The organism is Mesotoga sp. UBA6090, assembly GCF_002435945.1.
Classification (GTDB): Bacteria; Thermotogota; Thermotogae; order Petrotogales; family Kosmotogaceae; genus Mesotoga.
The window spans coordinates 1-13,297 of the sequence record NZ_DIXC01000011.1; the positions used below are offsets into that span (position 1 = coordinate 1).

Sequence of the window (13,297 nt, forward strand, 5' to 3'; positions counted from 1 at the left end):
CACCTGACGGGATCGCCGTCCCGCCTTTTCCCGTAACGTTCACTACCATGGCTCTTTACCACAGCAGCTTACGGTGGTTTGAAGCCTCCACCTACATGGCGGCTTCGAGGGGCCCTCCCTCATCTTCGATTAAGCATGGCTAGAAGTTCCCTTCTTCGCCTTCTTGGCACACTGGGACGTTGAACCGGATTTCAGGAACCAAGAAAAAGTGGCATTAGAGGGGATCAAGAGGCTGAAGGAATTCTTCGCAAGCCTTGGGATTCCGGTTACACTAACAGGTGCCGGGATTCCCGAGGGCAAATTCGACGAGATGGCCCGGAAGGCAACTGAAGAGGGTCCTCTAGGTCAGTTCGTCAAGCTTGACAAGGATGATGTGAAGAAGATATACGAACTGGCGAAGTGAAACTGGTGGTCGGTTGAGCGTTATCCGTTGGCCGAAAAAGAGAAGAAGATCACAGCCAGAAAGCTAAACAAGGTTGCGAAACTTGGAGTTTGAAAATATCGGGTAGCGAGTGAGAAGTATAACAGAGTTGTAGGGGCGTGCAGTAGCACGCCCCTTTTCTTCAGGTCATCTATTTCTTCAGAAAGTCAGATGAATTTGTGAATACTCATCAAATCCATGAGGAGAACCTATTGATTGATTGTTGTGTTCTTCAAGATTACCAGACGCTGTAATCCCTTAGAGCCTGTCATTAGATGCGTGGCGTTATTGGTTCTCTTTAGGGCGAACAGCCGTTCGCCCCTACAAAAGAATTGCAGAATCGTCTGACATTGTCACTGTGGCAGTCTATCGGGAGTACTTCACGCCGTCATCCCGGGTTTGACCCGGGATCTGGGCTTTTGATAACGAGGTTAGGGGTTGGGGGTACGAGGTTGGAAGAGCAACAGAAGCTGGTTTGCCGTTTAAAGGTTCTCCGTTCTCAGAAAAGAACGATTGCAAGTTCCAAGATGCAAGAAGAAGAAAGGAGACCCTTTCCTAATGGCAATGAACTAGGCTCATTGCTGACATCCAAGAAGTGAGCATCAAGATTCTGAATCAAGTTCAGATGACGGGATGCGACGTTTTCGGAAAGCCCGCTGGGGTGCTGAAACGAGTTCATGACGAAAAGTGCAAAGTAAAAAGTAATGAGTACAGGGTCTCGGGTTATGAATCGAGATTCTGGCCAGAATCATGCCAGAATGACGCAAAGGACTGTCATACCGAACTTGTTTCGGGATCCGATTTTGATCAATTTCGGAGAACGACGCTTCTCAGCTACTCTTGCTCGGCTAACTCTTCTTTTCTCTGCCTCTTATCTTTGCCTTTCTGAACCAGAAGAAGTACATCGCGCCGATATAAGCTGACAAACCCAGAATGAAGTACAGGTAGTAGATTGGCTGCTCAGCTTTGTAACCAAGTATGGGAATATTCAACAGTATTAGCATCGGAATACCCAGGAATAATGCCAGGCCACTTCCGAAAACCATGTCCTCAGCAGTTCCGGTCTCAAAGGTTGGATCTACCTCTCTGAGCAATGCCATGCCCGTCGAAAGCGTACCTGTGTGCATTCCAAAAAAGGTTACGATGTGTTCCAGGGGTGCCTTCTCGTAGATCCTTTTGCCAAACCAGATTGTGTAGCCAGCAGTGAATAGCCCACCGATCGAGGTAAGGATTATCACGGGCCAGATATACTCGTGAATCACCGAGAAGGAAATCCCGGCGATCGATGCCGCAACCATGAAGTCGAAGACACCTCCGCCGATCCGTTGAAGGAGGAAGTCGTTCATGTATTCAATTTCATACTTTTCTGATTTCCTTACTTTTTCATATATTGCTCTGAACGCCATTGCAAAAAGAACACCTATCACGAAATGGAAACCCCAGAGAACCTGAGCGAATGTCTCGCCGAATGTTCCCAATCCAACAATTAAGCCCGTGAACCATTTCAGGAAAAGGTAAGTGACTAGATACACTATTCCAACAGCCAAAATCTGAATCGTAAAGCCGTCGATGTCCGAGAATTCGAAGTCCCTCATAGTCGCCTCGATTCTTTTCTTGACGGTCGGTTTCTCAATCTGGATACCGATCTGTCGCTTTCTATAGACCATTGTGTTCAGCATCACTATTCCACCAAAGGCGGCCCAGAGAAATCCCAGCGTTGAGACGCTTAGGCCTACGGCTCCTCCACCGGTAAAGCCAAGAGCCTCCCACTGACTTCCGAGAGAATAGGCCTGGCCCGGGCCCTGAGCAAAACCAAGGGCAAGGAGCAGCCCGAAGGGCGGGAAGAGATCCTTGAAGAACAGTCCAACAAGCGCAATACCAATAACGAAACCTACCATACCCTGGAGAGCGTACGACATGCTGATCAGGAAGCCCGTGTTGACGGATGACTTTGTGCTTGAGCGCCGTGTCTTTTTCAACGCGATAGCAATGAACCCTATCGCCATCAGGTGGTAGACGAGGTTTCCAAGTCTATCGTAAGAGAAGGGAATTACCTTCAAAACCTCCGGGCCCAAAAGAATCCCAAGAAAACCGGCTATAACGGCATTTGGAATGAGGACCTTGCTCAATGGAGAAATCAACCTCTTCAAAACGGAAGCGACACCCAATAGGATCGATAAATAAGCGAAATCTAGTACTGAAGTCCAGTCTTGTTCCATGAGATCACCCCTTTTGATCAAAGCAATTGTATCAGAGACAGTTCAAGTTAATTCTCCTCGTTTTTGTTAGAATTGTAAAAAAGGAGGAAATTTGATGACACTAACGCCGCTTGGTGGCGGCCGCGAGATAGGCGCAAATTCCTATCTCCTTAGTCTGGACGGGAAAAATATTTTAATTGATGCAGGAAGACACCCAGTAAAGGAAGGTTTCGAGTCGCTACCTGAAATTGACAAAATAGACGATCTAGATGTGATAATGATCTCCCACTCCCACTACGACCATCTCTCTTCTCTTCCGTACATTTCTCAAAGATGGCCAAATGCCCCCATCCTGATGGCTCAAGAAAACAAGGGTCTTTCACTTAGAATACTTCAGAACTCCGTTGAGGTAATGAAGAAGAAAAACGCCAAGGATGGTGTAGAACCGATACTATACAATCACGGCGAGATCAACGAGCTGAAGAGAAGAATATATCCCATGGAGTACTTCCAGCGATATTCAATAGACGACGTAGTGGATGTGGCGCTCTATCCGGCAGGACATGTGATGGGTGCAGCTTCGATCTTTCTCGAACACAAAGGAAAGCGGATACTCTATTCTGGAGATATTTCTCTTTCGCAGCAGCTCACCATCCCTCCGGCCCAGCTTCCAAAGAAGGTCGAGACACTGATATCCGAGGGAACATACGGCGCGAAAGAAAACCAGCTTCTAACAAGATATAGCGAAATAGAGCGCCTGAGCAAATCGGTGAAACGCGTTCTAGACAATGGCGGGCGGGTATTACTGCCGGTATTTGCTCTTGGGAGAGGACAGGAGACAATATACATGCTCCTCAGGCTAATGCAGAAGAACAAGATCCCCTCCGTTCCTATATACACAAATGGAATGGTCGCCTCTCTGAGCAATCTTTATATGAGCAATTACGAACGCATAAGCGATAAAGACAGAAAGTGGTTCATGCAGAACTTCCAGAAGAATGTTACGGTAGCGCCCAAGAGTATCGAGAGGCTCCTCTACTCGAAAGAATCGGCTCTCCTGGTCTTTTCAGCTGGAATGCTGGTTGAAGATACACTTTCTTACATCTTCGCGAAGCAGATGCTACCTAACAGCAAGGACGGCATTTTCTTCATGGGTTATCAGAGTCCAGAATCAGATGGCTATAGAGTGCTTCAATCAACCAAGAATGGTGATGATAAAATCACTCTGGGAGAAGAAACTGTAGAAATAGGGACGAAGAACATAGATATCTTCAACTTCTCGGGCCATGCCGACTACCAGGAACTGCTCGACCTCCCCAGAAAGCTCCAACCAGAGAAACTGATCTATGTTCACGGTGACGAGGGAGCACTTGAAAACCTCGCCGAAGAACTGCAGTATGAGTTTGAGATTCAGATACCATCGAATCTTCAGACAGTCGAGCTTTAGCTCCGGTTGACAAGGAATTGCACTGGTGTTATCATAGTTTACGGTTGCCGGGGTGGCGGAACTGGCAGACGCAACGGACTTAAAATCCGTTGGAGCGAGGGCTTCGTGTGGGTTCGATTCCCATCCCCGGCACCATGGAAGCAGAAAAAGCAGGTCATTCATATAGAAATATTGAGAATAATAGATACCCGGTGCGGGGTGGAGCAGTCTGGTAGCTCGTTGGGCTCATAACCCAAAGGTCACAGGTTCAAATCCTGTCCCCGCTACCATTTATTAGGCGGTGTAGCTCAGCTGGCTAGAGCATGCGGTTCATACCCGCAGAGTCGTCAGTTCGATTCTGACCGCCGCCACCAAGCATTTGTGTACACTCATCATAGGGTACGAACCGAAATTGAAAGCCCCGGGACAACCGGGGCTTTATCATTATTTTCCTCACATTGGAGAACGAGAAACAAGTTAATCAGATGAGCTGTTTCTGGTTCATTGGTTTCAGAAATGGATACCTCCATTTTCATATTTCTAATCTGTGCAAAGGCATGAAATTAATTCCTTCCCAATCAAACGGAACCCAAGTCGATATGTTGTTGGCATAACTCAGCTTCCAATATCAAAGAATGTACTGACTCTATGTTAGGGAAGGCTCCAGAGTTTTCCCTAAACTGCTTGACGGTGACGTCGTTTTCGTGCGAAAACAGCCTGTCGCTAGGAACGGCCAGATGGTAGTCGTGCGTATAAATGGCCAGGAAGGCGTCATAAAGTACTTCCAGAAGAGATCTGACATGGTAATTCTTACCTCTGAGAATCCTGAATACAAGCCAATTAGAATAGATAAAGATAGATGGGACTCCGAATGTGCTATTATCGGGGTAGTTGTTGGTTTGAAGAGAAAGTTTTCTGATTCTTAGTTCTTAGATTTAGAGCTCTCAATTAGAACGGTGAACGAATGGTTGGCCTACTCATTAGATCTCAGTCATTATTCGTTGAGTTCTCACCTGAGGTGCAGTTATTGCCTTCGAAGTAGAGATAATCGTGGGGATTACTATATCGGTTGCTTCTCGACTGCCTCGATGAAATCAATAAGCTGCTTGAATGCAATATGTTCAAAGTCCCAGTAATTGCACTTTGCTGCGGTTCCAATCAATTTGTAAGGTTCGGGCTTTGAAGCAAGATAAGCATGCACCAAAGCCTTTTTGTGTCGCAACTTCAGTTTCATTTCAATAAGCTTATCTACATAATCATTTGCAGGCTTCAAGGCTTCATCTTCAGACAAAGACTGAATGAAGATATCTTCGAGACAGCCTTCATCAACACTGATTGGGATAAGGCGTACTATAACGGCAACATTGGTGTTGGGAGCAAAGGAATCCTCCTCATTTGGCACTGGTAAACCGACTTTCTCCAAAGCCGACTGGATACTTTGAAAGCCAGCCTGTCTATTGTTCTCACAATCCCTTAAAATCCCGATGACCTTTACGTTCTTCTTATAGTTGGTGAGTTTCACCATTGAATTCATGAAATTTCCCAAATTGTTATTACCTTCATAATTCCCTACTTCGATATCCTCGTACCCAAGTCTCTTGAATAGCTCAATAAGAAGAAAGTACTCTTCAGCCCCTTCGACCAAGATTAGCCTTGGTCTCAAGAACTTGTTCTCGTTGTCTTTTTCTTTCATCTGACATCCATCCCAAACTCAAGAGAGGAAGTTAGCGTCTCTTTATCGTATCTCATAATCTCAATCTCCTCTTTGATCCTATCAAGTCTGAACAGAGCAAAATCATAGTCACCTTTACCAAACACTTCATGGGCACTCTTTATGCACTCGAGACTATGTGTTGTTATGAAGACCTGAGTATTTGTGTTTCTTGATACTTCATCTATGACTTCCCAGAGGTCTCCAAGACAAGAATAGTGAAAGCCGTTTTCAATTTCGTCGATCATTACAATGCCTTCAGGCGAACTGGAAATTGCCAGAACGACTCTCAGCAAACGAGTAATACCTTCTCCCATATCTGGCAAAGGTATCAAATGGCTTATTCCAATGTCGGCATTCAGAACCGGTTCGCCCGCCATGTAAGTGAGAGAAACATCTTTGACACGACTATCTATTCGCCTAAGTGCTTCAATGACAATTCCTTCCTGCTTCTTGTTAACGAGAGAACTGAATCGCCTCGCTTCTTCCTTGAAGTCGAATCTGCTACTAGCGGCTATGAAAACTCCAGGAAAAGGTGGCGGTGGAGGAGTTGGTTCGATTCTCATGCCGTTGGGATCGAATACTATCCTGAAGACCTGCTTCTTCTCCCCTATCTCTTTAACCGTCATAGTTGCAGATAGTATAGGCATGGAAGAAGATGCATACGTGCCCTCTTCATGCTTAACAGGAACCATCTTAACAGGAGTGGCAACGTTCTCCAAACTGTGAGAAATGGTTATTATCCGTTCACCATTGTTCTTGAACAGACCGCAAACCCTTATCATACGATTTGTATTGAATTCTCTGAAAAGAGATTCCCAAGGAGGCGATGCTGAAGAATCAAAATTAATATCAAACCCGCTGTATCCCCTGAACTTATTCACTCTCAGAAGCAATTCTGGATTATATGTTCCAGAGAATATGAACAGAGATTCAAGTAGACTTGTTTTCCCCACGTTGTTAATCCCTGTAATTAGGTTCACCCTCTTCAAATCATTTAGTTTTGTGTCCGACAAACATCTGAAATTCTCAACAGCAAATGAACATAACAATGGAAGTTCCCTCCTTTACTTAACTCTCTACCTAATCCTGCAACTCACCTAATGCAAGCTCGGTGACCAACCTAGCTGCATTATATAACAGATCTGCTTCAAAGCGAATCTTTAGTAGTGGCACAGTTGAACATTTGTAGATTCTACTTCAATGATTGCAACTGTTTTCTACTAAAGGATACAACTCATCGATTTCATTCTGAATCTCGATTGTCTTCGATATTGCAGTCACTACTTTTAGATAGTGGAGTATCTCGTCATTTGAAAGCGTTTTGCCTTTTCTGTCCTTCAGCCATTTTTCGCAGACCTTATACCCCCCGATCATATAATCCCAAATTTCGTTTTCCACACTCTCGAAATATTGGTTTTCATTTATATAAACTCTTTGGGTCGTCGAATCGTACAAAGGTTTCTCGACGACGTTATCTCCAGAATTTGGGAATTTTGCAGTTGAGCTCTTGAGTTCTGAAGAAGTGAGAAGATGTGTCTCTACAAGTTTTTTCCCGAGTAGAGCCACCTCTTCAATGAGTGAAAAGTCTTCTGCTATTGGAATTCGAGGAAAATCACTCTTCAGAAACTCACCAAACCGGTCCTTGTACTCATTGCACGACATGACTGCAATGATGTAGTTGAAGAAGATCTCGGGCGACTCGCTCAGCTTCAGTTTTCTATCAAACTCCTTCACGAAATCAACGCTGTAATTAGGTTGAGGCTTTCTTCCAAATAATGTCCTATGTTGATTCGCTTCAATCCTGTAAAGTGGGAATACATACATAGAATCCTGTGCATTATCAAGGCAATGAACGTCGACTATTTGATCACTTGAAAAGGAGTAGTTGTTGCTCAGTCCGCGGTTCAATCTAGTACAAATCAGAGCAGTATTCGGAATTTCGAGGAGATTCTGCATAATCTCTGTTCTGTCAAAATCAACTGCGTCCCTATGATAGAAGATCCATCTGAAGTCAAAGGGTCTATATAGAGTCTTGATCACCCTGCTTTCCCAATAAGGATCTTCCATTATCCTTCTCCGCTTTTCAGATAATCTCCAGTCCCTGTTATCTTTAAGGTCAAACATCATTCGCACAGTTTCGTCATCAAGCCGGGGATCAAGAAATTGACGAATCTTGTTGATCAGAACGTTCTTATCGAAATTAACTACGAAATGATCTCGGTGCGTTTTTATGCCGCTGCTGTAGGCTTCGAAAATCCTCGAAACTGGCACAAGCCTGTTGTACATGTGAAGCTGTTCTGAATTTCTCAAACTGAAGAAGAATTGAGGTTTGCGGGGTTCAAGCTTCTCCCACACAGTAGTGGTTGTGTCTTTGCAAGCGAGTTCAGCATATTTCTCTTCTCTTCTCCCCCAAAGATCGCTACGAAAGACCCCCCTGTTTTCCTGATCATGCTTCACGAGAATCACAATAGCTACTCCAGTCCTTATATCAAATACATTTTCGTCCTTAGAACCGTCTGGGCACTTCCCTCTTCGAAGAAGATTTCCGTGGAGATCGAGTATATAGATCTCATTGAAGGACTTCGCAAGCGATTCTCGCATACCCCTGAAGATCGGCCCATCAAGATAATTATGATTAGTTATGAACCCTACTACTCCTTTGCCTGCTTGGTCTATCTTATGCTGCGCAAATCGCAGAAACTTCACGTAATCATCCGAAAGAGGCTGAATGTTCTTCTCAGATCTTACAGCCTCTTTGTAGTCGTTCATGATATCCTCAATGAACTCAGACTTGTTGTCTGAACTAACAGAGTACGGAGGATTTCCTAGGATTACGAGAATCTCTGCCTTCTCCTTGACCTGCAGTGCAAGCACAGATTCTCTCGAAAGAGAGGCTGTCCCGGGGAGTTTTGTCTGCAGTACCTTGTGTTTCTCAAGTGTATTAGTCAAGTACAACTTGAATCTCTCATCATCTCCCAACCGATACCCAAGCTCTTCAATAAAGAAAGACATCTTCAGATGTCCAATTGCATAGGGTGCCATCATGAGTTCAAAGGCATAGAAGTCTTGCATTATGTGATCTCTTATCAGCCCTTTGACCGTTCCTTCACCATATTTCTGAGTGAATTCTTCAACTGCTAACTTAGCGGCCTGCGCAAGGAATGTCATGGTACCAGCTGCAGGATCAAGAACGGTTACTCCTTCACTTGCAAAGCCGTCAGCTTTTCCGAACTTCTCTTTTAGAATAGTATTCAATGACCTTACTATGTAAGAGACTACCGGTTCGGGCGTATAGTAGACTCCTCGCTTCTCCCTTGTGCTGGGGTCATATTCTGCTAGAAAAGTCTCATAGAAATGAATTATTGGATCTGAACCTCTTCCTTCGTGATAAAAGCGATCAAGAATGCCTTTTACATCTGCGACGCCAAGTATGGCAGAGATATCGTCCACCATCCATTCCATCGACTTTGAGATCTTGCCCATTGAGATATACTTAAAAATATCGCTCAGTATCCCGATGCTCTTGGGAATATATGAATAAGCAAGCTGCCTACTAAAACCATTGGTTGCACGTGTCCTTGCAGCGAAAAGACCATAAGTTATTGTCTGAGAATACAAGTCCGCAAAGCCTTCGACCGTCAGATCGGAAATCAAGTAGTCCTTGAAAGCTTCGTAGAATCCCTCAAGATCTTCAGAATCGGCATTCCCGCTTTCGAGTTCTACTCTTATTATTTCGTCCCTAAGAAACCGGGTCCTCTTGGCCAGCTCTGTTGCCAAACTCTTAGCGCTCAATACCCTGGGGGTTGATGATTCGAAGAAACCTTCAAGAAGTCGAAGAGTACCGCTTTCATCCTGCACAGGAGGGACCCTGTTCATCGAAAACATGATATTTGAATAGGCCAGTAGAGAGCTCATTCTCTTCTCCCCATCTATGAACAAACGAAACTCAAAGAAGTTAGTTAGTATCAGACAATGAAAGGTTGATCTGTAGCGTTTCAGTTGCTCAGAGTTCTCAACTGAGTCCAAATTTACGGACGGCTCTTTAGCCTCAATATATCCGATTATGTTCTGCTTTCCGTCCCAGATTCTGAAATCGGGATTCCCTGCCTCCGTTTGTTTAGGAAGAGTAGTAACACTGGCCTTTATGTTTTTCTCGGCAGCATAATCATTTAGAAGTCTCTCAAGAACCGAGTAATAGCTCTCTTCCCTTGCATCTCCATGTCTAAACTTCTCGAAGATCCCTTTCAAGTAGGCTTCAAACAAGACTAACCCCCCTTAGCTTGTTGACTTATTTCCATTGTAGCGTATTCTTCATAATATTCGACGCTTGTAGTTTATGAATTATCCGGAAACCTATACTGCCAATATGTCCATGGTTTTTAATGGGGGTCTCCAACTTTTGGATAACATAAGCCGAGATTATCCGGAGGTTTTGTTTTGAAAGTTAAGTCGTGTAGAATTACTATACGTTTTCCAGTTTATTGCGGCTGCAATCAGTTGAAGGGAGATAAGGATGCCGGAAATCCAAGATATCGAGATCATTCGCGTTATGTGGAGAGATTACCATGGCAAGAAAGACTATTATGTGGCAATTCTTGGCAGAAATGTGGCATCTCGGGAGTATGTCACTTTCGAGTCACGCTCCTTTACAGATCAAGACGTTGATGAGCTCAAGACAACTCTCGTAGAAGGCAGAAGGGTCAGAATCAGCTCAGAAAACGGAATCAGATTCTTGGAAGTGAATCACTTCAGACTCTATGAAAGCCGTCCTTAGGAGCTGGTCATCACTCTTCTCTTATAACGTATTAGTGAGCTTTGTGAGCTAAGTTTCCAGACACAATGGTGATCTTACGGGATCCGTTGGGATAGCAAAGAAGTATTTGCTTAAGCCACCGCAAGATGATTGGTGAAACTGCTTTCAGGTGTTTTTTGGGACGGTGTGATTGTGTTTTGGAATGTGTTAGGTTCACAAAGAAACTTCAAGTTGTCGAAATGGGAGCAACGAATTGCGAACATATGAGGTTTCACCGATAAACATCGGGGACAGTAATTCAACTTGCATATATATGTAACGCAAAAGCAACATATTATATGCCATTATGTTATATAATTATGATAGTGAGAATTGAGGTCAGGATTTCCTGATGCCCAGGGTTTAATGTTTCTATTATGTATGTTAATGTATCTACAATTAATTATCTGTTTGATTTTAAACTGCAGCAGAGTCAATAGTGAGGTGTTATATATGATCAGAATAGCAGATTTGCTTCTAAGGATTGTTGATTTGATAAATGGAATTGTAATGAATTTGGCAGAAACATTAATCCTGGCCTGAGTTTGCATGCGAAGCTTCCTTTGTGGTTCAAGAGATTTCTGCAAATAACAAGTTGTTATGACTGATGTGGTTACACTTTTATGCGTGACTGGATTGCTTTTCTTTTTTCAATACGTCCTAACGCTATTTCTTTCCTCAACCTTTCCACCTGAATCCTTCTTATGATGTCCTCCTTCAAAAATCGGTTTTGGTGGAAGAACCGAAGAATGCGGTTCAGGTTTCGGTTTTTCAGGTTTGGACTTCTTGCTCATGACATTCCTCCCTCAACTATCCCAAATTTCCCTTATGATGATTACTACAAGAAATAACGCTAGGACAGAAAGGTTCAGTACTGCCAGTAAAGATGAGATTGATAGGCAGCTCGCTTTCTTATCATTGCTGAGCTTGTTCGGTTGCACTTCATCAACGTAGTAAGCAATTAGGTGCTTGCAAAGATCGTCATACGATTTACTTGCAGTGCAGTCAATCTCTGCTCTACTTATCATTGAAATTGCGAAGACCTTTGGGCGCAAACCCAATACAGCAAAAAACAATCCCAAGAACGAAAGAATTACACTCGAGGCAAGCAAGTGCATACTCAGTAAATACGTTGATTTCATCATCTCAAAAAACGTAGAAACGACAATCGCTTCTGCACCAAACAGTATTGAGTAGAAGAGAATGAAACTGGTTGCTTTTGCGTCCAGTTTGTCACTCAGTTCGAGCTGATAGTAGAAAATCCTCTCCGTCTCTTCAAGTAGCAATTCAAGATTCCTTTCAGAATCAGGTTCTTGACGAATAACTGTGTAATTATCCAAAGCTTTCACTCCCAATAGTATGGAGGTCTTGCTACTGAATTCTAGCACATGAGTAAACACAATCGCGTCAGAGGAAACTTGCCAAGATGGCAGTCCCTTGAACGGATTGCTTTTCGTTTGATCAAACCTGTCTAGAACCAAGAAAATCACTCACACCCTATCCCACAACACTTTTCCGGATTTCTCCCGCGAAGTTCCGGCTCAAGTTCAGGGAGGATCTCTATGAGCGCAGAGACTATACCCTGATCAAGAGGCATTTCAGTCATCATGTCGACAGCTTGCGCAAAGGAGTAAGCGTCTCGGTAAGGTCTGTCAGCCGTGAGGGCTTCGAAGACATCGGCCACGGCAATGATCTTAGCCTCTAGCGGTATTTGATCCCCCTTCAGACCCTGAGGATATCCCGTACCGTCTTCCCTTTCATGGTGCATATAGGCGTAAGGAATGAACTTCTTCAGGTACTTGAAGTGTTGAAGCACTTCTTTTCCGTGCTCTGGATGTCCTTGAATGACTTCCCTTTCAATCTCATCGAGCGGTCCTCTTTTTCTCAAGATCTTGTGAGATATCCCGATTTTTCCTATATCATGAAGTTTCGCACCGTTAACGATTTCCCGGATCTTCTTTCCCCGCAATCCAATTCTCTTTGCAAGAAGTCCGGCGATCTTCGACACATTCTTAGAATGGAAGGCGGTATATGAGTCTTCCATCTCCCACAAATACGTGATCTCCTGAAGACCATGCATCTCATAGTATCTGGAAAGACCTAGAGCCAGCACTTCCATCATGAACAAGACACCAATTATCCCGGCCGCCAAAGCGTGGAAAATCAGCCACTTCGTGAGGTCGTATCCTTTTACTTCAGCCCTCAGCCCATAGGCAAAAGACTTTGATCCTCCGGAAGTTAAGCTTACTCTTTCATCCAGATGCATCTCCGAGAGCAAAGCATCTTTGTCAATTCTCGCAATCACGACCCGGTCAGAGATCTCATTTTCCATAAGGCTGTCATAGATATTGAAATAAAGATAGAGCTCTTGATCAACTGTTGAAAGCTTGTACGTCTCTTGAGTAGGTATGTCTGGTGGTCTGCTTATTAGCCTAGCAGACCTTATCCCCGGGAAATCCTCCTGAATCTCGCTAAGCATCTCTTTAACAAACTCTTCATCTCCAGAAGACACCGCATTGTACATTGCGCGCCATTGGAAATAACCTACACTAAGAGTTGATGCCAGATTTTCGACAGATGTTTCAAAAATCCCTGAGTATATCTTCTGTGTATAGTCTATAGCTTCATTCTGAAAGACGTGGTACGGAAGCATCATTAGAAGAACAGTAACAACGAAAACGAATATGACTAGCGTAGGACGGATATACCTAAGCTCGTCAAATCCTTTCATGTTCCACCTCCCATT

The 13,297-nt window shown here is 44.0% G+C and carries 11 protein-coding genes and 3 tRNA genes; 7 read left to right on the forward strand and 7 right to left on the reverse strand.

Translation table 11 applies throughout. From position 1 onward, the window contains the following. The first annotated feature begins 208 nt into the window (after positions 1 to 208). The gene (locus B3K42_RS01705) at positions 209 to 403 is read left to right on the forward strand and encodes a hypothetical protein (protein ID WP_422655857.1); all 195 of its coding nucleotides are present in this window, start codon (positions 209 to 211) and stop codon (positions 401 to 403) included. Between the two features lie 866 nt (positions 404 to 1,269). On the opposite strand, the gene B3K42_RS01710 is transcribed toward B3K42_RS01705, so the two are convergent. Then, complete coding sequence (locus B3K42_RS01710; protein WP_110990841.1) at positions 1,270 to 2,640, reverse strand: sodium:glutamate symporter; 1,371 nt, start codon at positions 2,638 to 2,640, stop codon at positions 1,270 to 1,272. Between the two features lie 94 nt (positions 2,641 to 2,734). On the opposite strand from B3K42_RS01710, the gene B3K42_RS01715 reads away from it, so the two are divergent. The 5 genes from B3K42_RS01715 (at position 2,735) to B3K42_RS01735 (ending at position 4,971) form a co-directional block, all read left to right on the forward strand. Next, positions 2,735 to 4,066 (forward strand): MBL fold metallo-hydrolase, encoded by a 1,332-nt coding sequence (locus B3K42_RS01715; protein WP_110990840.1) that lies wholly within the window; start codon positions 2,735 to 2,737, stop codon positions 4,064 to 4,066. Positions 4,067 to 4,112: 46 nt separating this feature from the next. Next, positions 4,113 to 4,201: transfer RNA gene (locus B3K42_RS01720), tRNA-Leu, on the forward strand. Between the two features lie 57 nt (positions 4,202 to 4,258). Next, positions 4,259 to 4,335 (forward strand) — tRNA-Met (locus B3K42_RS01725). A 7-nt stretch (positions 4,336 to 4,342) separates the two neighbouring features. Further along, positions 4,343 to 4,419, forward strand: a tRNA-Met gene (locus B3K42_RS01730). Positions 4,420 to 4,725: 306 nt separating this feature from the next. Continuing rightward, positions 4,726 to 4,971, forward strand: coding sequence for a LexA family protein (locus B3K42_RS01735; protein WP_110990839.1), 246 nt, complete (start codon positions 4,726 to 4,728; stop codon positions 4,969 to 4,971). Positions 4,972 to 5,105: 134 nt separating this feature from the next. On the opposite strand, the gene B3K42_RS01740 is transcribed toward B3K42_RS01735, so the two are convergent. The 3 genes from B3K42_RS01740 to B3K42_RS01750 form a co-directional block, all read right to left on the reverse strand. After that, on the reverse strand, positions 5,106 to 5,738 hold the full coding sequence (locus B3K42_RS01740; RefSeq protein WP_110990838.1) for a DUF3226 domain-containing protein: 633 nt from the start codon (positions 5,736 to 5,738) through the stop codon (positions 5,106 to 5,108). After that, complete coding sequence (locus B3K42_RS01745; RefSeq protein ID WP_110990837.1) at positions 5,735 to 6,808, reverse strand: AAA family ATPase; 1,074 nt, start codon at positions 6,806 to 6,808, stop codon at positions 5,735 to 5,737. Before B3K42_RS01745 ends, B3K42_RS01740 begins: the two co-directional genes overlap by 4 nt. Positions 6,809 to 6,956: 148 nt before the next feature. Beyond that, positions 6,957 to 10,022, reverse strand: coding sequence for a type ISP restriction/modification enzyme (locus B3K42_RS01750; RefSeq protein ID WP_110990836.1), 3,066 nt, complete (start codon positions 10,020 to 10,022; stop codon positions 6,957 to 6,959). 250 nt (positions 10,023 to 10,272) lie between these two features. On the opposite strand from B3K42_RS01750, the gene B3K42_RS01755 reads away from it, so the two are divergent. Further along, positions 10,273 to 10,533 (forward strand): hypothetical protein, encoded by a 261-nt coding sequence (locus tag B3K42_RS01755; protein WP_110990835.1) that lies wholly within the window; start codon positions 10,273 to 10,275, stop codon positions 10,531 to 10,533. Positions 10,534 to 11,201: 668 nt separating this feature from the next. Here B3K42_RS01755 and B3K42_RS01760 read toward each other — a convergent pair. The 3 genes from B3K42_RS01760 to B3K42_RS01770 form a co-directional block, all read right to left on the reverse strand. Further along, the gene (locus B3K42_RS01760) at positions 11,202 to 11,345 is read right to left on the reverse strand and encodes a hypothetical protein (protein ID WP_181419101.1); all 144 of its coding nucleotides are present in this window, start codon (positions 11,343 to 11,345) and stop codon (positions 11,202 to 11,204) included. A gap of 12 nt (positions 11,346 to 11,357) precedes the next feature. Beyond that, a complete protein-coding gene (locus tag B3K42_RS01765; RefSeq protein ID WP_146227058.1) occupies positions 11,358 to 11,891 on the reverse strand; it encodes a hypothetical protein in 534 nt (177 codons plus the stop codon). Positions 11,892 to 12,037: 146 nt separating this feature from the next. After that, a complete protein-coding gene (locus B3K42_RS01770) occupies positions 12,038 to 13,282 on the reverse strand; it encodes an HD-GYP domain-containing protein (RefSeq protein WP_110990833.1) in 1,245 nt (414 codons plus the stop codon). Positions 13,283 to 13,297: the final 15 nt, after the last annotated feature.

What these genes read in the sequence shown, in the direction of transcription:
- B3K42_RS01740 (WP_110990838.1), bottom strand. Translation starts at nt 5,738, where the DNA reads ATGAAAGAAAAAGACAACGAGAACAAGTTCTTGAGACCAAGGCTAATC.
- B3K42_RS01770 (WP_110990833.1), bottom strand. Translation starts at nt 13,282, where the DNA reads ATGAAAGGATTTGACGAGCTTAGGTATATCCGTCCTACGCTAGTCATA.
- B3K42_RS01760 (WP_181419101.1), bottom strand. Translation starts at nt 11,345, where the DNA reads ATGAGCAAGAAGTCCAAACCTGAAAAACCGAAACCTGAACCGCATTCT.
- B3K42_RS01755 (WP_110990835.1), top strand. Translation starts at nt 10,273, where the DNA reads ATGCCGGAAATCCAAGATATCGAGATCATTCGCGTTATGTGGAGAGAT.
- B3K42_RS01710 (WP_110990841.1), bottom strand. Translation starts at nt 2,640, where the DNA reads ATGGAACAAGACTGGACTTCAGTACTAGATTTCGCTTATTTATCGATC.
- B3K42_RS01715 (WP_110990840.1), top strand. Translation starts at nt 2,735, where the DNA reads ATGACACTAACGCCGCTTGGTGGCGGCCGCGAGATAGGCGCAAATTCC.